The 16913-nt window shown below is 71.2% G+C and carries 18 protein-coding genes and 1 pseudogene; 3 read left to right on the plus strand and 16 right to left on the minus strand.

What is annotated here, in order from left to right; all coding sequences use genetic code 11:
• Positions 1-81: 81 nt before the first annotated feature.
• From atpD to DMH08_RS12755, 16 genes and pseudogenes are all read right to left on the minus strand, one after another.
• Positions 82-1512 (minus strand): F0F1 ATP synthase subunit beta, encoded by a 1431-nt coding sequence (atpD, locus tag DMH08_RS12680; RefSeq protein ID WP_026402452.1) that lies wholly within the window; start codon positions 1510-1512, stop codon positions 82-84.
• Between the two features lie 3 nt (positions 1513-1515).
• On the minus strand, positions 1516-2409 hold the full coding sequence (locus tag DMH08_RS12685) for a F0F1 ATP synthase subunit gamma (protein ID WP_026402451.1): 894 nt from the start codon (positions 2407-2409) through the stop codon (positions 1516-1518).
• Between the two features lie 6 nt (positions 2410-2415).
• Positions 2416-4053 (minus strand): F0F1 ATP synthase subunit alpha, encoded by a 1638-nt coding sequence (gene atpA, locus DMH08_RS12690; protein WP_026402450.1) that lies wholly within the window; start codon positions 4051-4053, stop codon positions 2416-2418.
• Between the two features lie 40 nt (positions 4054-4093).
• The gene (locus tag DMH08_RS12695) at positions 4094-4921 is read right to left on the minus strand and encodes a F0F1 ATP synthase subunit delta (RefSeq protein WP_026402449.1); all 828 of its coding nucleotides are present in this window, start codon (positions 4919-4921) and stop codon (positions 4094-4096) included.
• Entirely contained in the window at positions 4918-5475 is a 558-nt protein-coding gene (locus tag DMH08_RS12700) for a F0F1 ATP synthase subunit B (RefSeq protein WP_125613975.1), read from the minus strand. Before DMH08_RS12700 ends, DMH08_RS12695 begins: the two co-directional genes overlap by 4 nt.
• A 32-nt stretch (positions 5476-5507) precedes the next feature.
• Positions 5508-5741, minus strand: coding sequence for an ATP synthase F0 subunit C (gene atpE / locus DMH08_RS12705; protein WP_026402447.1), 234 nt, complete (start codon positions 5739-5741; stop codon positions 5508-5510).
• 106 nt (positions 5742-5847) lie between these two features.
• The gene (gene atpB, locus DMH08_RS12710) at positions 5848-6645 is read right to left on the minus strand and encodes a F0F1 ATP synthase subunit A (RefSeq protein WP_026402446.1); all 798 of its coding nucleotides are present in this window, start codon (positions 6643-6645) and stop codon (positions 5848-5850) included.
• 61 nt (positions 6646-6706) lie between these two features.
• Positions 6707-6931 (minus strand): AtpZ/AtpI family protein, encoded by a 225-nt coding sequence (locus tag DMH08_RS12715; RefSeq protein WP_034517835.1) that lies wholly within the window; start codon positions 6929-6931, stop codon positions 6707-6709.
• Positions 6932-7039: 108 nt separating this feature from the next.
• On the minus strand, positions 7040-7459 hold the full coding sequence (locus DMH08_RS12720; RefSeq protein ID WP_026402444.1) for a hypothetical protein: 420 nt from the start codon (positions 7457-7459) through the stop codon (positions 7040-7042).
• Between the two features lie 284 nt (positions 7460-7743).
• Positions 7744-8988: a glycosyltransferase family 4 protein gene (locus DMH08_RS12725; RefSeq protein WP_233617556.1), complete on the minus strand. Its 1245-nt coding sequence runs from the start codon at positions 8986-8988 to the stop codon at positions 7744-7746.
• Positions 8989-9079: 91 nt separating this feature from the next.
• Positions 9080-10033, minus strand: coding sequence for a DUF2207 domain-containing protein (locus DMH08_RS12730; protein ID WP_125613978.1), 954 nt, complete (start codon positions 10031-10033; stop codon positions 9080-9082).
• A gap of 863 nt (positions 10034-10896) precedes the next feature.
• Positions 10897-11524: pseudogene (locus DMH08_RS41585) on the minus strand (L-threonylcarbamoyladenylate synthase); the annotation flags it as partial.
• A gap of 84 nt (positions 11525-11608) precedes the next feature.
• Positions 11609-12469: a peptide chain release factor N(5)-glutamine methyltransferase gene (gene prmC / locus DMH08_RS12740; RefSeq protein ID WP_026402442.1), complete on the minus strand. Its 861-nt coding sequence runs from the start codon at positions 12467-12469 to the stop codon at positions 11609-11611.
• Entirely contained in the window at positions 12466-13530 is a 1065-nt protein-coding gene (prfA, locus tag DMH08_RS12745; protein WP_026402441.1) for a peptide chain release factor 1, read from the minus strand. The genes prmC and prfA overlap by 4 nt, the downstream gene beginning before the upstream one ends.
• 117 nt (positions 13531-13647) lie before the next feature.
• Positions 13648-13866, minus strand: a complete 219-nt coding sequence (gene rpmE, locus DMH08_RS12750) for a 50S ribosomal protein L31 (protein WP_026402440.1) — start codon at positions 13864-13866, stop codon at positions 13648-13650.
• Positions 13867-14025: 159 nt separating this feature from the next.
• Positions 14026-14679 (minus strand): response regulator transcription factor, encoded by a 654-nt coding sequence (locus tag DMH08_RS12755; protein ID WP_125613981.1) that lies wholly within the window; start codon positions 14677-14679, stop codon positions 14026-14028.
• Positions 14680-14748: 69 nt separating this feature from the next.
• On the opposite strand from DMH08_RS12755, the gene DMH08_RS12760 reads away from it, so the two are divergent.
• The 3 genes from DMH08_RS12760 to DMH08_RS12770 form a co-directional block, all read left to right on the plus strand.
• A complete protein-coding gene (locus tag DMH08_RS12760) occupies positions 14749-15573 on the plus strand; it encodes an SMI1/KNR4 family protein (RefSeq protein WP_125613984.1) in 825 nt (274 codons plus the stop codon).
• Between the two features lie 49 nt (positions 15574-15622).
• Positions 15623-16261 (plus strand): TetR/AcrR family transcriptional regulator, encoded by a 639-nt coding sequence (locus DMH08_RS12765; protein ID WP_125613987.1) that lies wholly within the window; start codon positions 15623-15625, stop codon positions 16259-16261.
• Positions 16262-16263: 2 nt separating this feature from the next.
• Positions 16264-16913, plus strand: a 650-nt coding sequence (locus tag DMH08_RS12770; RefSeq protein WP_125613989.1) for an enoyl-CoA hydratase-related protein, incomplete at its 3' end; no start/stop codon positions are given.

A 16913-nucleotide genomic window follows, 5' to 3' on the forward strand; every position in this document is an offset into this window, starting at 1 on the left:
ATCCTCCGATTACCGGATCGGTTGCCGCGGTTCCGGTGCGGCCGGGCCCCGGAGTCCGGAACCCGGCCGCACCGGAGCGGACTACTTCTCCAGCTCCTTGGCCTTCTTCTCGACGTCCTCGATGCCACCGCACATGAAGAACGCCTGCTCGGGGATGTGGTCGTACTTGCCCTCCGCGATGGCCTTGAAGGACGCGACCGTCTCGTCCTTCGGCACGGTCACACCGGGCTGGCCGGTGAACTGCTCGGCCACGTACATCGGGTGCGACAGGAAGCGCTCGATGCGCCGCGCCCGGTTGACCGTGACCTTGTCCTCTTCGGAGAGCTCGTCGATACCGAGGATCGCGATGATGTCCTGCAGCTCCTTGTACTTCTGCAGGATCCGGATCACTTCCTGGGCGACCTCGTAGTGCTCGTTGCCCAGCACCTGCGGGTCCATGATCCGCGAGGAGGAGTCGAGCGGGTCGACCGCCGGGTAGATGCCCTTCTCGGTGATGGCCCGGGAGAGCGTCGTGGTGGCGTCCAGGTGCGCGAACGTGGTGTGCGGCGCCGGGTCGGTGATGTCGTCGGCGGGCACGTAGATCGCCTGCATCGAGGTGATCGAGTGACCGCGCGTCGAGGTGATCCGCTCCTGCAGCACGCCCATCTCGTCCGCCAGGGTCGGCTGGTAGCCCACCGCGGACGGCATGCGCCCGAGCAGCGTGGAGACCTCCGAGCCGGCCTGGGTGAACCGGAAGATGTTGTCGATGAACAGCAGCACGTCCTGGTTCTGGACGTCCCGGAAGTACTCGGCCATCGTCAGCGCCGACAGCGCGACCCGCAGACGGGTGCCCGGCGGCTCGTCCATCTGGCCGAACACGAGCGCGGTGTCCTTGAGGACGTCCGCCTCGTCCATCTCCACCCAGAGGTCGTTGCCCTCACGGGTGCGCTCGCCGACGCCCGCGAACACCGAGGTGCCGCCGAAGTTGCGGGCGACACGGCGGATCATCTCCTGGATGAGGACCGTCTTGCCCACGCCGGCGCCGCCGAACAGGCCGATCTTCCCGCCCTTGACGTACGGGCAGAGGAGGTCGATGACCTTGATGCCGGTCTCCAGCATCTCGGTCTTGGACTCCAGCTGGTCGAACGCCGGCGCCTTGCGGTGGATGCCCCAGCGCTCGTTGATCTCCAGGGAGGCCGTCGGAACGTCCAGCGTGTCGCCGAGGGCGTTCCACACGTGGCCCTTGGTGACGTCGCCGACCGGCACCGAGATGGACTCGCCGGTGTCGATGACCGGGGCGCCGCGGACGACGCCGTCGGTCGGCTTCATCGAGATGGCCCGCACCATGTTGTCGCCGAGGTGCTGCGCGACCTCCATGGTCAGGGTCTGGACGTCGCCGCCGATGTTCGCGTCGACGCGAAGGGCGTTGTAGATCTCCGGGATGGCGTCGGCGGGGAACTCCACGTCGACGACCGGGCCGATGACACGGGCGACGCGCCCGGTCGCGGTCGCCGTCTCTACCTGTGCAGTCATTGTCTACTCCCCGCCAGAATCGGCGAGCGCGTCAGCGCCACCGACGATCTCGCTGATTTCCTGGGTGATCATGGCCTGCCGCACCTGGTTCATCTGGCGCGTGTAGACCTCGACGAGTTCGTTCGCGTTGTCGGTCGCCGACTTCATCGCCCGCTGCTTCGACGCCTGGAAGGACGCCGCAGACTGGAGCAGCATGTGGAAGATGCGGCTCTCGACGTAGTTGGGCAGCAGCAGGTCCAGCGCGGCCTGCGCCGACGGCTCGAACTCGTACGCCGGCGGCACCTTGTCGCTGGTGACCTCGTCGAGTTCCAGCGGCATCAGGCGCGTGACCCGGACCTCCTGCGTCAGCCGCGTGACGAACTCGGTGTAGACCACGTGGATCTCACCGACGCCGCCCTCCGCGTCCGTCTTCAGGAAGTCCTCGGTCAGCCGCCGGCCGATCCGCTCCGCCGAGGCGAAGTCGGGCCGGTCGGTGAAGCCCGCCCACTGCTCCTGGATGTGCCGGTCGCGGAACCGGTACCAGGTGATGCCCTTGTTTCCGACCACGTACGGGACCGGTTCGCGGCCCTCGTCCCGCAGCCGCTTGATCAGCGCCTCCGCCTCGCGGATGACGTTGACGTTGTACGCGCCGCAGAAGCCGCCGTCGCTGGTGACGATCAGCACGGCGCTGCGGTTGTCGGTCGGCTGCTCCTGGAGCAGCGGATGGTCGACGCCCACGTGATGGCTCACCAGCGCGGACAGGGCCTGCGTGATCTGGTCGGCGTACGGCTTGGACGCCGCCACCGCCTGCTGGGCCTTGACGATCCGCGAGGTGGCGATCATCTCCTGGGCACGAGTGATCTTGGCGGTCGACTTGACCGACCTGATCTTCTGCCGGAGTTGGCGAACCTGGGCCATCGCCCGTCAGCCCTTCTTGACGCGGGTGATCGTCTCCTGGCCGACGGCCTCCTCGTCGATCGCTTCGACGTTCTCCTCCGTCGCCAGCAGCTCACCCTCGCTGGTCTGGAAGCCCTTCTTGAAGGAGGCCATCGTGCGCTCGAGCGCGCCCAGGCCGTCGTCCGAGAGCTGGCCCGTCTCGCGGATGGAGGTCAGCAGACCGCCCTCCTCGCGCTGGACGTGGTCGATGAACTCGCGCTCGAAGCGGCGGATGTCGGCGACGGGGACGTCGTCCAGCTGGCCGGACGTGCCGGCCCACACCGACACGACCTCCTGCTCGACCGGGAACGGGTTGCCCTGCGGCTGCTTCAGCAGCTCCACCAGGCGCGCGCCCCGGTCCAGCTGCGCGCGGGACGCGGCGTCCAGGTCGGACGCGAAGGCGGCGAACGCCTCCAGGTCACGGAACTGCGACAGCGCCAGCTTCAGCGAACCGGCGACCTTGCGCATCGCCTTGATCTGCGCGGAACCGCCGACTCGGGACACCGAGATACCGACGTTGATGGCCGGCCGGACGCCCTGGTTGAACAGGTCCGTCTCCAGGAAGCACTGCCCGTCGGTGATCGAGATGACGTTCGTCGGGATGTACGCCGACACGTCGTTGCCCTTGGTCTCGATGATCGGCAGACCCGTCATCGAACCGGCGCCCAGGTCGTCCGACAGCTTCGCGCAGCGCTCCAGCAGACGCGAGTGCAGGTAGAAGACGTCGCCCGGGTACGCCTCGCGGCCCGGCGGGCGGCGCAGCAGCAGCGACACCGCGCGGTACGCCTCGGCCTGCTTCGACAGGTCGTCGAAGACGATCAGGACGTGCTTGCCCTGGTACATCCAGTGCTGGCCGATCGCCGACCCGGTGTAGGGGGCGATGTACTTGTAGCCGGCCGGGTCGGACGCCGGGGCCGCCACGATCGTGGTGTACTCCAGCGCGCCGGCCTCCTCCAGGGAGCGGCGCACGTTGGCGATCGTGGAGCCCTTCTGGCCGACCGCGACGTAGATGCAGCGGACCTGCTTGCTCTCGTCGCCCGACTCCCAGGCTTCCTTCTGGTTGATGATGGTGTCCACGGCGACGGTCGTCTTGCCCGTCTGCCGGTCACCGATGATCAGCTGGCGCTGGCCGCGGCCGATCGGCGTCATGGCGTCGATCGCCTTGATGCCGGTCTGCAGCGGCTCGCTCACCGACTGCCGCTGCACGACGGTGGGCGCCTGCAGCTCCAGGGCACGACGCTCGGTCGTCTCGATCGCGCCCTTGCCGTCCAGCGGGTTGCCCAGTGCGTCGACGACGCGGCCGAGGTAGCCGTCGCCGACCGGGACCGAGAGGACCTCGCCGGTCCGGCGGACCTTCTGGCCCTCCTCGATGCCGCTGAAGTCACCCAGGACGACGGCGCCGATCTCGCGCACGTCCAGGTTCAGAGCCAGGCCGCGGGTGCCGTCCTCGAACTCCAGGAGTTCGTTCGCCATCGCGGAGGGCAGCCCCTCGACGTGGGCGATGCCGTCGCCCGAATCGACGACGGTGCCGACCTCTTCGCGCGCGGCGGCCTCGGGCTCGTACGACTGGACGAAGCGCTCCAGCGCGTTCCGGATCTCATCCGGACGGATCGTCAGCTCCGCCATGATTCCTCTCTTGCTCCCTTTGGGGTCAGCTCTGCCGGCCTCAGCCGGTGCCGAGCCGCCGGCGGACGTCGTCCAGCCGTCCGGCGATCGTGCCGTCGATGATCTCGTCCCCGATCTGGATCGACAGACCGCCGATCGTGGACGGGTCGAGCTCGATGTTCAGGTGTACCTCGTGGCCGTACGCGGCGGCGAGCACCGCCGCGAGTCGCGTGCGCTGCGCCTCGGAAAGCTCGACCGGCGTGCGGACCAGGGCCACCAGCCGCTGCCGGCGCCGGGTGACGAGCTTGCCGTACTCGGCCAGCCCGCTCTCCAGGCTACGTCCTCGCGGCCGCAGAACGACCTCGGTGACCAGGGCCGATGTGGCCGCGGTGACCTTGCCGTCCAGCAGCGCGCCGAGCAGCCCGGTCTTCCGGTCGTCCGGCAGGGCGCGGTTCGTCAGCGCGGCGCGCAGTTCCGCCTCGCCCTCGACGAGCCGGGAGAACCGGAAGAGCTCGTCCTCCAGGTCGTCGATCCGCCCGTCCGCCTCGGCGCGGGCGGCCTCGGCGGAGACCGCGAGGACCTCCACCGCGTCCGCCAGCTCCGAGGACGTCGACCAGCGCAGCGCGACGACGTCGGCGACCAGCCCGAGAGCGGCCGGCGTGACCTTGCCCTCCAGCAGGATCCGGACGAGCTGCGCCTTGTCGGCGCCGTCCCGCGAGGGGTCGGACACCGCCCGCCGCAGCCCGTGCTCGCGGTCGATCAGGTGCAGCACCGAGAACAGGTCGCCGCCCAGCCGGGCCAGGTCGGCGTCACCGGAGGCAATGACCGCCTCCAGCCGCTCCCCGGCCTCGGCCAGCGACGCCCTGCTCACCGCTCCCGTGATGGTCATGATGTGATCTGCTCCTGCGTGCGAGCACGGTCCTCGAGCTCTTCGAGGAACCGGTCGACCACCCGGCTCTGGCGCGCGCTGTCCTCGAGGGACTCGCCCACGACCCGCCCGGCGAGGTCGACCGACAGCGTGCCGATCTCGGCGCGCAGCGCCGCGAGGGCCTGCTGGCGCTCCGCCTCGATCTCGGCCTTGGCGGCCTCGGTGATGCGGTTCGCCTCGACCTGAGCCCGCTCCTTGGCCTCCGCGATGATCGCGGCGGCCTGCTCCTCGGCCTTCCGGCGCGCCTCGGACGCGTCGACCGCGGCCTGCTTCTCCCGGGCCTTGTACTCCTCGAGCGTCGCCTTGGCCTTGGCCTGGGCCTCCTCGGCCCGCTTCAGGCCCCCCTCGATCTCATTGGACCGCTCTTCGAGGGTCTTCTGGATGCGCGGGGTGAGGATCTTGCCGACGACGATGAGGACGACGAGGAACGAGAAGATCCCGACGACCAGCTCGTAGGGGTGCGGAAGCAGAGGGTTGTTCTCCTCCGCCGCGAGGACGGAAGTCGCTGTGATCATGTCTACAGCCCCTCCTCAGGTTGAAGCCCGGATCAGATGCCCTGGAAGATGAACGGCGCGACCAGACCGATGAGGGCCAGCGCCTCGGTGAGGACGAAGCCCAGCATCATGTTGGTGCGGATGACGCCGGTCAGCTCCGGCTGGCGGGCGATCGCGTTGACGCCCTGGCCGAAGATGATGCCGATGCCGATGCCGGGGCCGATGGCGGCGAGGCCGTACCCGATCGCGGTGACGTTGCCTTCGACGGCGGCGAGCACTCCCGTCATGGGTTCTTTCCTTTTCTGTCGGCCGGCGGAGTGTCCGCCGGTCTGGCTTATCGAGGTTGTCTGTTTGGGACGCTCCGCCGGGGGGCAGAGCGACACCGTGTGGCCTTTAGTGGTCCGCGTGCAGGCCGCTCTGGATGTACATGGCGGCCAGCATCGTGAACAGGAACGCCTGCAGGAACTGGATGAGCAGCTCGAACGCGGTCAGCAGGATGGTGACGAGCACGCCGATGATGCCCACTCCGAACCCCATGGCCGTGGGCTTCTCGAACAGGAACCAGAAGCCGACGAGGCTGAAGAACGCCAGGATCATGTGACCGGCGAACATGTTGGCGAAGAGCCGCACCGCGTGGGTGAAGGGCGCCAGGATGAAGGTCGACAGGTACTCGATCGGCACCAGCAGGAAGTAGACGGGGAGGGGCAGCCCCTTCGGGATCATGTCCGTGAAGTACTTGCCCGGCCCCTGGTGCTTGATGCCCAGGTACACCTTGATGAAGTAGATGAACAGCGCCATCACGATCGGGAACGCGATGTGCGAGGCGATCGGGAACTGGATCACCGGGATGACCGCGAAGATGTTCCAGACCCAGATCAGCAGGAACACCGACATGAGCAGCGGCATCCACCGCTCGGTGTTCTTGCCGAGGAACGGGCGGGCGATCTCGTCGCGGACGAACACGTAGCCGATCTCGCCGACGTTCTGCACGCCCCGCGGCACCAGCTTCGGCTTGGCGAACGCGCTCCAGCAGAAGACGCAGACGACGAGCGCGCCGACGATCGCGAAGAGCACCGGCTTGGTGAGCCACTCGGGGCCGCCGGCGAACAGGGGCGGGAAATCGAAGAGCTCCGGCCCCGGGGCCTGGAACTCCCCTCCACCGGTGGAGGCGAGGACCGTCTGCGCGTTCACGCGGCGTTCCCTTCATCAATGTGGCGATGGATCACGAAGGCTTCCTCGGCGGCGGGGCCGCTCAGGCGGAATGGCGACCGTACTTCACGTACATCAGGTAGATGGCGAGCCCGATGCCGATGACCACGCCGACCGGGGTGAACCACACCTGTCCCGTCCACTTGGCCAGCAGCCAGCCGAGACCGCCCCAGATGATCATCCCGGACAGGAGGTAGCTGGGTGTGGACCAGGCGGCGTCGGCGAATTCCTTCTGACCGTCCTCCGGCCGACGCTTCTGCTCGCTCATCGCGCTCCGGACGATAGCAGGCCACCATGGCGGTGGTCATATTGGAGTAGTCCCTGGCGATCGGTCGCGGCGCCGCCCCTCCGGACGGCACCGTCCGTGACGGGCTCATCACGGAACCTTGTCCAGGGCGCCCTCGGGCTCGTCAATGTAGGGCCTCCCCCGCTGCAGCGTGACCCGGAACTCCGCCGCGATCCACGTCAGGGCCAGTCCGATGACCGACCAGGCGAAGACCGTCGTGTTCCAGAGCGACACCCCGTCGATGAGCGTGACCAGCACCATCACCGCGAGGATCTTGACGACGTAGCTGGCGAGCGCGGCGAGCATCATCGTCTGCGCGGAGATGCGGCCGGCCCACGACACCACCACGGCGCTGAGGGAGAAGAAGGCGATCACCACGACCGCGGCCAGCGCCGCACCGAAGAGCCCCTTGGTGCCCGCGGTCAGCAGGCCGATCAGGACGGCACCCACGCCGACCGCTGCGGTCGGGATCGCGGCGCCGCGGAGCATCCGGGCGTCGGAAGGTTGCATGAGGGCTCCGGCTGGTCACGTTGAGTGTTCGTCTCTTGTTCGTGAAAGGTATCACAAGCGTCCGGAATGTCCACAATTACCCTCTAGGTAATGCGATGCCCGGACGGTGCGGACAGAGCCGACCTTAAGCGAACACGCCGAGTGACATGTCCTCAGACGTCTGATCGTTACCGGCGAGTCGCCTTCGGGCCCCCCGCCCGGGGGGCTGCGTTCGCCTTCGAGTGGCGCAAATCACGGAACCGGATTCGGTTACGGGGAGTCGGGTGCCGCGGCCGGACGGGCCGTCAGACCGGCATCTCCGTGCGCACCGCGGGTTCGGCGCCGCCCTCGGCGTCGTCCGCACCGGACGCGCGCTTCCGCCCGCGGCGCCGTCCGCGCCCCGGGCCGGCCAGCACCAGCACCACGCCGGCGACCGCCACGACCAGGGTGATGCCGAGGGTGAGCCAGGCCGCGTCGAAGATCGCCAGCCCGACAAGCCCGGACGCCAGCAGCCCCACCCAGAAGTACATGATCAGCACGGCGCGGCGGGTCGAGTGGCCGAGCTGCAGCAGCCGGTGGTGCAGGTGCTGCTTGTCCGGCGAGAACGGCGACCGGCCCTGGTTCGTGCGGCGCCACACGGCGAGCAGCATGTCCATGAACGGCACCGCCGCCACGGCCGGGACCAGCAGCAGCGGCACCCAGAACGGGAACAGCCCGTTCGCGAGGACGGCCGGGTCGAACTGCCCCGTCAGCATGATCGTCGACGCGCTGAGCAGCAGCCCGATCAGCATCGACCCGGTGTCGCCCATGAAGATCCGGGCCGGGCTGAAGTTGTGCGGCAGGAAGCCCGCGCAGATCCCGAACAGCACCGCCGCCGTCAGCGTCGCGCTCGTCAGCGTCGTCATGCCGTTCGCCTTCGACAGCAGGTACGCGTACGAGAACAGCGCGAGCGCCGCGATGCCCACGACGCCCGCCGCCAGGCCGTCCAGCCCGTCGATGAAGTTGACCGCGTTGATCGTCGCGACCACGACGAACACCGTCAGCGGCACCCCGTACGCGGGCGGCAGCGACAGCGACTCCCCGTTCGGCAGCGGGATCACGTAGATCTGGATGCCCTGCATGATGAAGATCCCGGCGGCGGCGACCTGCCCGGCGAACTTGGTGAGGGCGTCGACCTCCCACCGGTCGTCGGCGATGCCGACCAGCACGATCAGCCCGCCGGATATCAGCAGCGCCTTCGCGACCGTGATGTCGCCGTCCTGCAGGACCTTGCGCATCTCCGGCAGCCCCGTCGCCACGACCAGCGCGGCGACCATCCCGCCGAACATCGCGAGCCCGCCCAGCCGGGGCGTCGGGATCACGTGCACGTCCCGGTCGCGCGGGACGGCCTGCGCCCCGAACCAGACGGCGAACCTGCGCACCGAGGGAGTCAGCACGTAGGACACGAGAGCGGCGACCAGCATGGTCAGCAGGTACTCCCGCACGCCCTTGCGCCTCCCCTCACCGGTCTCCGCGCCGCCACCGAACGGACGCGCGCGTCCAGCCGGCACACGTCCCTTGATACGTAGACGGCCCTCCCGGGCGATCAGTTCGCCCCGAGACCGACCAACTGTAATCCCAACCCGCGACCGCCCGCGTGCCTTACGGCTCTCCTACCCTGTGGGCGAAAACGATTCCAACGCCCACCGTGAGGAGCGCGAGCCCCGCCAGCGACGCGTCTCCCAGCGAGAACGCCCAGGGTCCGCCCGCGACGACGTCGTCCGCGGCGTCCGCGGCGACCAGCAGCGCGCCCGCCGCCGCCAGGCCCGTCCCCGACCGCCGCCGCGGCGGCCGCCGCACCACCAGCCCCGCCGCGGCCACCGCCAACGCGAGCACCGCCGTCCCCAGCCACGTCCCCGCCCAGTGCGGCCGCGCGTACGCGGGCGGCGGCGCCGTGACCGCCCGGTCGGGCAGCCGCACCCGCACCCGCATCCCCTCGCCCGCCGCCAGCCCGTCCTGCGTGAAGGCGATCGCGTACCGCCCGTCCCGGTCCCCCGCGCAGCCGACGCTCGCCCCCGGCCTGCCCGCGCGGCACCGCACGTCCCGCAGCCGCACCGGCGCCTCCACCCGGACCGCCGCGTGCTCGATCGGGACGTCCCAGCCCGTGCCGATCGCGTCCCACCCGAGCTCGTCGAACCCCGCGCGCGGCGTGAACGCCCGCAGCACGTCGTACTCGATCACGTACGCCTGCCGCCCGCGCACCTCGGGCCCCCGGGTGCCGACCCCGATCCGCAGCTCGTGCCCCAGCTTCGTCGTCCGCACCCGGGCCGGCGCCCCGGTGGACGAACTGGCGCGCACGTCCCGCACCTCGTACAGGCGGTCGCCGACGCGGTACCGCAGGCGCCGCACGAGCCCGCGGCCGCCGTCGGCGAAGTCGAACGTGATCGTCTCCCGCACGTGCAGGACCCCGTCCGCGCGCAGGGCCAGGACCACGTCGTAGGTCGGGATCCGCGGCCGCACCGCCGGATCGGCCGCGGCGGGCACGACCAGCAGCGCCACCAGCAGCACGCCCGCCCCGATCCCGGGCCCCCGGACCCGGCCACGCACGTCTCGCATCGTCGCATCGCTACCCGGCGGCCGCGGGCCCAACGCACCGATGCCGAGAATCCCCGGGTTTTGGACGAACCCCCTGGCTCCGGGGTTGCGTCCGGGATGCCCCGGAATTGCCGCGAGGGCACGCCGCACCGCCCGACGGGCAGCCGGGCGCCCGCCCCAGGGCGCCCCCGCAGGGCCGTGAGCGCGCCCGTCCCGCACGTTCCCCGACACCTCGCGGGTACGGGAGGCCCCACACTCCCCGCCCGCCTCGAAGCCTCCAGGGCGCCGCCAGGACCCCACGCGGGCCCGGCCCCGGAGGGGCCTCTGGCCCGTGCGGGGACGCGCACGGACGGGCCGTCCGTTCACGCCGTCACGTGCGCCGTGCGGGCGCGCGGACGGCGGGAACGCGGGTGGCAGGGACGGCTGGGGTGTGCGGGCGGGGGTTTGCTAGCGCTTCTCGTCGGCCGGGGAGGAGTCCGTGGTCTTCGCGGCGCCGTCCTCCGCGTCCTTCGCGACCTTCGCGACCTTCGCGGGCTCGTCGGCGGTTTTCGCGGGTTCGTCCTTCGTCAGGGACGGGACGTCGCCACCCTCCGGGACGTCCTCGGGCTCGGCGGCACCCTTCGCGGACTCGTCCTTCGTCAAGGACGGGACGTCCCCGGGCTCCGTGGCGTCCTTCGCCGGCTCGTCCTTCGTCAGGGACGGGACGTCGCCGTCCTCCGGCTCGTCTGCCGGCGATGCGTCCTTCTTCAGGGACGGCGGCGCGGGGGCGTCGGACGGCTCGGCCGCGTCCTTCGCGGGCGTGTCCTTCGTGAGCGACAGGGGCGCCGACGCGCCGTCCGGCTCGTCCTCGTCCTTCGCGTCGTCCTCGTCGTCGGTGAGCAGGATGCCGACGACGGCGCGGATCTTCTCGACCGGGACGGCGCCCGCGCGCAGCAGGCGCGGCACCGAGCCGGTCAGGTCGATGATCGTGGAGGGGTCGCCGTGCCCGGACGCGCCGCCGTCCAGGTAGACCTCGACGGAGTCGCCGAGCATCTCCTCGGCCGCCTCGGCGTTCCGCGCGGCGGGCGAGCCGCTCAGGTTCGCACTGCTGACCGCCAGCGGGCCGGTCTCCTTGAGGAGCTCCACCGCGAGTTCGTGCATCGGCATCCGCACCGCGACCGTGCCCTTGGTCTCGCCGAGGTCCCACATGAGGCTGCGGTTGGCGCGGCACACCAGCGTCAGCCCGCCCGGCCAGAACTCGTCGATCAGGTCCTGCCCGTAGGGGCCGAGGTCCTCGACGAGGGCGGTGGCGGCGCGCACGGACCCGACCAGGACGGGCGGGGGCATCTCCCGCCCCCGGCCCTTGGCCTTCAGCAGCGCCGAGACCGCCGCGGGCGTGAACGCGTCGGCACCGATGCCGTACACCGTGTCCGTCGGCAGGACGATCAGCTCTCCGCGTCGCACCGCCGAGACCGCCTCCGCGATCCCCCGCGTCCGCTCCATCGGCTCAGCGCAGTCATAACGTCGGCTCACGACCCCAGTTTCCCACGCCCGGCTTCCGGCTCGGGCCGCGTCCGCCGCCGCGGCGGCCCCGGCCCGCCGCGCCGCGCGGAGGCGTCAGTCGGCGACCATGCGGGCCGTGACGAACCGGTCCCGGTCGGTGAGGTCGCGGCGGTTGCGGACGTCGCGCCAGCCGTTCTCCTCGGGGAACGTCCAGTAGACGGCGTTGCCCTGCAGGTCGCTGTGCTCGACGGCGACGTGGCCGCCCGGCCGCAGCAGGCGGCGCGCGGTGCGCTCGACGACGCGGATGGCGTCGAGCCCGTCGTCCCCGCCGCCCCACAGGGCCGCGGCCGGGTCGTGGTCGCGGACGTCCGGCGGGACGTACTCCCACTCGCTCATCGGGATGTACGGGGGGTTGCTGACGACGAGGTCGACCGTGCCGTCCAGCTCCGGCAGCGCGGACCCGAAGTCGCCGAGGTGCAGCCGGACGCGGCCGCGCTCGTCCAGTTCCTCGATGTTGCGGGTGGCGTGGACGAACGCCGTGGGGTCCTTCTCTACCGCGTGCACGCGCGCGCGGGGGGCCTCCAGGGCGATCGACAGGGCGATCGCCGCCGATCCCGTGCCGAGGTCGACGACGAGGGGGTCGCGGACGTCCATGTCCCGCAGCGTCTCCAGCGCCCAGCCGACCATCACCTCGGTCTCGGGGCGGGGCACGAACACGCCGGGCCCGACCTTCAGCTCCAGGTAGCGGAAGAACGCGCGGCCGGTGATGTGCTGCAGCGGCTCGCCGGCCTCGCGCCGGGCGACGAACTCCCAGAACCGCGCGTCGAACGAGCCGTCCGGGACGCCGTGCAGCTCGGACCGCTTGACGCCGTGCACGGCCGCGGCGAGCTCCTCGGCGTCGGCGCGGGGGGAGGCGGCCCCCGCCTCGGCGAGCCGCGCGGTCGCCCTGGCGATCTCGTCGAGCAGCAGCGTCATGATTCCTGGGCTTCGGCCAGCCGGCGTTCCATGTCGGCGTCGACGAGCGCCTGCGTCACGTTGTGCAGGTCGCCGTCCAACACCTGGTCGAGGTTGTACGCCTTGTATCCGACGCGATGGTCGGAGATCCGGTTCTCCGGATAGTTGTAGGTGCGGACCCGTTCCGAGCGGTCCACCGTGCGGACCTGGCTCTTGCGTTCGGCCGCCGCCGCCGCGTCCGCCTCCTCCTGCGCGATCGCCAGCAGCCGGGACCGCAGGATGCGCAGCGCCTGCTCCTTGTTCTGGAGCTGGCTCTTCTCGTTCTGGCACGACACCACCACGCCCGTCGGGACGTGCGTGATGCGCACGGCCGAGTCGGTCGTGTTGACGCTCTGCCCACCGGGACCGGACGAACGGTAAACGTCGATCCGCAGGTCGTTCTGGTCGATCTGGACGTCCACGTCCTCGGCCTCGGGCGTCACCAGGACACCGACCGCGCTCGTGTGGATCCGCCCCTGCGACTCCGTCGCCGGGACCCGCTGCACCCGGTGCACGCCGCCCTCGAACTTCAGGCGCGTCCAGACCCCCTCTTCCTGGGAGCCCCGCGCCTTCACCGCGACCGTCACGTCCTTGTACCCGCCCAGGTCGGACGGGTGCGAGTCCAGGACCTCGGTCTTCCAGCCGACCCGCTCCGCGTACCGCAGGTACATGCGCAGCAGGTCGCCCGCGAACAGCGCCGACTCCTCGCCGCCCTCACCGGCCTTGACCTCGAGGATGACGTCCTTGGCGTCGTTCGGGTCGCGGGGCACCAGCAGGCGCCGCAGCCGCTCCTCGAGCTCCTCGCGGCGCTTCTCCAGCTCGGTCGCCTCGGCGGCGAACGTCTCGTCCTCGCCCGCGAGCTCCCGCGCGGCCGCCAGGTCGTCCTCGGTGGCGGTGAAGTCCCGGTAGGTCTCGACGATCGGCTTCAGTTCGGCGTACCGCTTGCCGAGCCGCCGCGCGAGCGCCTGGTCGGCGTGCACGGACGGGTCCGCGAGCCGCTCTTCGATGCCCGCGTATTCGCTGATCAGATCGTCGAGATTCACGCTGTGTCCTGGCCGTTCCGGCCCGGGGACCCGTGGCGGCCTCCGGATGCAGGCTTCGGACGGCCCGGAGCCCGCTCGGGTCCCCGGGCCGTCCCTGGTCGCTGGTGCGCGCTCGTCCTACTTGTCGGCCTTCTTCTTGCCGAAGCGCTGCTCGAAGCGCGCCACCCGGCCGCCGGTGTCCAGGATCTTCTGCTTGCCCGTGTAGAACGGGTGGCAGTTCGAGCACACGTCCGCGTGGATGACGCCGTTCGGGGCGGTGCTGCGCGTCTCGAAGGTGTTGCCGCACGTGCACGTCACGGTCGTGACGACGTACTCGGGGTGAATGTCGGCCTTCATGGGTTTCTCCTCGCCTGGGGCGGTCGCCGGGCGCCCCCGACACGCATGGCCGAACCATGGAAGGTGTGGGAGGCGTGAACCGGTACCGCAGCGGTTGCACTCCAAGTGTGCCAGATACCAGAACGTGCCGAGGTCACCGGGCATTCCCCCGCGTCCCCTTCAGCCGCCGGCGCGGCCCAGGTAGGTGAGGACGGCCATGACCCGCCGGTGCTCGCCCTGCGCGGGCTGCAGCCGCAGCTTCGCGAAGATGTTGGAGATGTGCTTCTCCACGGCCCCTTCGGTGACGACCAGGTCCGCGGCGATCGCACCGTTCGCCCGTCCCTGCGCCATCAGCCCGAGCACCTCCCGCTCCCGCGGCGTGAGCGCCTCCAGCGGGTCCCCGTCCCGCCGCCGCCCCAGCAGCTGGCCGATCACCTCGGGGTCGATGACGGTGCCGCCCGCGGCGATCCGCCGCACCGCGTCGATGAACTCGGCGACGTCCGCGACCCGCTCCTTCAGCAGGTAGCCCACGCCCTCCGCGCCGCCGCCGATCAGGTCGGTCGCGTACCGCTCCTCCACGTACTGCGACAGCACCAGGATCGGCGTCTCCGGCCGCCGCTCGCGCACCGCGAGCGCCGCGCGCAGCCCCTCGTCCGTGAACGACGGCGGCATCCGCACGTCCACGATGGCGAGGTCGGGCTTGTGCTCCTCGACGATCCCGAGCAGCCCGGGCCCGTCCCCCACCGTCGCGACGGTCTCGATCCCGGCGTCGTCGAGCAGCCGGACGAGCCCCTCGCGCAGCAGCACCGAATCCTCGGCGATCACAACCCGCATCCGTCCATTATCCGGGGACCTCCACCCGTTCGGGACGTCCCGGGCGGGCCGCGGTTAGAGTCGGCGCCCATGACGGAGCTCGAAAGGCTGCTCGCGCTCGTCCCGCCTCCCCCTTCTCCGGCGGAGACCGACTGGACGCGGGCGGAGGAGGCGCTCGGGCTAACCCTCCCGCCCGAGTTCACCGCGATCGTCCGGCGGTACGGGCCCGGCACGTTCTGCGACGAGTTCTCCCTCTGGTCCCCCGAGAAAGCGATCGAGGAGAATCCCGGCCGGCTCGAAGACCTGCGGCTCATGCTCGGCCACTGCCCCCACCCCGTCCACCCCGAGCCCGGAGGGCTCGTCGCCTGGGGCTCGGACTCGGTCGGCGGGACACTCGCCTGGCTCGCCGACCCCGCCGGCTCTCCCCCGCACTGGAAGACCGTCTACTGGACGCGCGACGACGACTTCGAGTACCCGGCCGGCGGCGTCGCCGCCGTGCTCACCGCGCTCATCGAACGCCGGACCGCGAGCATGCGGGACCGCGGCGCGGACGTCGACGGCCCCTGGTTCGATCCCCGCCGCAGTGACGTCCACGTCTATCTGCGCTTGGCCGAGGCGGACGGCGCACCGCCCTACGAGGAGCGCCTCCGCATCCTGCGCCGGAGCCTGGCACCGACCCGCGCCCGCGGCGGCTTCGCCAACGGCGGCGCCCGGCAGGACCACTTCGCCACCGCCGACGGCCGGTGGAAGCTGACCTACGAGACGGCCTACGGCCACCAGATCCGGGTCGCCTACCCACCCGCCACGGACGCGCAGGTACGCGGCGCGCTGCTCCCCGCAATCGAGGTCATGGGCTGCCGCATCGACGCCGTCGTCCCGGTCCACGGCACCGCCCACTGGCCCGAACTGGGGTGACCGGCAGGGGGCGAAATAACAGAGCAGGCGCTCTGTTACTCTCGCGGTCATGGCACGCCCCCGCAGGTACGACCCCGAGCTGATCATGGACGCCGCCGAACGGCTGGTGGCCGACTCGGGGCCGGACGGCGTCACCGTCCGCGGCCTGGCCGCCGCGACCGGCGTGTCGAACGGGGCGATCTACCACGCGTTCGGCTCCCTGCCCGTCCTGCTGGGACGGGTGTGGCTGCGGGCCGCCGACGCCTTCCTGGACCGGCAGACCACCGCGGTCCGCGAGTCCGCGTCGGCGGTCGACGCGGTGGTGGCGGCGGCCGACGCACCGGCGGCGTTCGCCCAGCGCCGTCCCGCCGCCGCCCGCATGCTGATGGGCGTCCGCCGCGAACAACTCCTGGGCCCCGACCTGCCCGAACGCCTGACCGCCGACCTGCTCGCCCTCGACCGCCGGCTGCTGGATTTGCTGACCCGGCTGTCCCGCGACATGTGGGGCCGGGCCGACGCGGCGGCCGTCGCGGTCATCACCCTGTGCGTCGTCGACCTGCCCACCGCCGCGTTCCGGCGCGCCCTCACCGCCCCGACGTCCGCCCGCACGCCCGTCGACACCGACGCCCGGCAGCGGCTGGAGGCCGCCGTCCGCGCCGTCCTGACCATCCCGCCACCGTCCCGGCCTTCCGCTACGACCAAGGATTGACCATGCCCGAACTGCGCAACGACGGCCCGGTGTTCGTTCTCGACCTCGGCCAGGACGAGAACCGCTTCTCCCCGGACTGGATCACCACCGTCCACGAACACCTCGACACCGTGGTCGACCACCCCGGCCCCGCCGCGCTCGTCACCACCGGCCGCGGCAAGTTCTTCTCCAACGGCCTGGACCTCGACTGGCTCGGGGACCACCCCGAGGAACTGATCCCCTACGTCGAGCGGGTGCAGGACCTCCTCGCCCGGGTGCTGGCGCTGCCCGTCCCCACGATCGCGGCGGTCAACGGCCACGCCTTCGGCGCCGGGACGATGCTCGCCCTCGCCCACGACTACCGCGTGATGCGCGCCGACCGCGGCTACCTCTGCCTGCCCGAGGTCGACATCCACATCCCCTTCACCCCCGGCATGGCCGCCCTCATCCAGGCCAAGCTCACCCCGGCCGCCGCCATCGCGTCCATGACCACCGGGCACCGCTTCGGCGCCCCGCAGGCCCGCGACCTGGGCCTGATCGACGACATCGCCGACCTCGACCGGCTCACCTCCACCGCCGACGCCCGCGTCCGCCCCCTGGCCGGCAAGGACCGCACCACCCTGGCCGCGATCAAGAACACCATGTTCGCCACCCCCCTGACCGCCCTCCGCAC

It is taken from the genome of Actinomadura sp. WAC 06369, from assembly GCF_003947565.1.
Lineage (GTDB): Bacteria > Actinomycetota > Actinomycetes > Streptosporangiales > Streptosporangiaceae > Spirillospora > Spirillospora rifamycini.

Excerpts from the sequence above, each read along its gene's own strand:
- DMH08_RS12685 (WP_026402451.1), bottom strand. The coding sequence starts at position 2,409 with ATGGCCCAGGTTCGCCAACTCCGGCAGAAGATCAGGTCGGTCAAGTCG.
- DMH08_RS12720 (WP_026402444.1), bottom strand. The coding sequence starts at position 7,459 with ATGCAACCTTCCGACGCCCGGATGCTCCGCGGCGCCGCGATCCCGACC.
- DMH08_RS12755 (WP_125613981.1), bottom strand. The coding sequence starts at position 14,679 with ATGCGGGTTGTGATCGCCGAGGATTCGGTGCTGCTGCGCGAGGGGCTC.
- DMH08_RS12700 (WP_125613975.1), bottom strand. The coding sequence starts at position 5,475 with ATGATCACAGCGACTTCCGTCCTCGCGGCGGAGGAGAACAACCCTCTG.
- atpD (WP_026402452.1), bottom strand. The coding sequence starts at position 1,512 with ATGACTGCACAGGTAGAGACGGCGACCGCGACCGGGCGCGTCGCCCGT.
- DMH08_RS12695 (WP_026402449.1), bottom strand. The coding sequence starts at position 4,921 with ATGACCATCACGGGAGCGGTGAGCAGGGCGTCGCTGGCCGAGGCCGGG.
- atpA (WP_026402450.1), bottom strand. The coding sequence starts at position 4,053 with ATGGCGGAGCTGACGATCCGTCCGGATGAGATCCGGAACGCGCTGGAG.
- DMH08_RS12715 (WP_034517835.1), bottom strand. The coding sequence starts at position 6,931 with ATGAGCGAGCAGAAGCGTCGGCCGGAGGACGGTCAGAAGGAATTCGCC.
- DMH08_RS12760 (WP_125613984.1), top strand. The coding sequence starts at position 14,749 with ATGACGGAGCTCGAAAGGCTGCTCGCGCTCGTCCCGCCTCCCCCTTCT.
- DMH08_RS12730 (WP_125613978.1), bottom strand. The coding sequence starts at position 10,033 with ATGCGAGACGTGCGTGGCCGGGTCCGGGGGCCCGGGATCGGGGCGGGC.
- atpE (WP_026402447.1), bottom strand. The coding sequence starts at position 5,741 with ATGACGGGAGTGCTCGCCGCCGTCGAAGGCAACGTCACCGCGATCGGG.
- DMH08_RS12765 (WP_125613987.1), top strand. The coding sequence starts at position 15,623 with ATGGCACGCCCCCGCAGGTACGACCCCGAGCTGATCATGGACGCCGCC.
- prmC (WP_026402442.1), bottom strand. The coding sequence starts at position 12,469 with ATGACGCTGCTGCTCGACGAGATCGCCAGGGCGACCGCGCGGCTCGCC.
- rpmE (WP_026402440.1), bottom strand. The coding sequence starts at position 13,866 with ATGAAGGCCGACATTCACCCCGAGTACGTCGTCACGACCGTGACGTGC.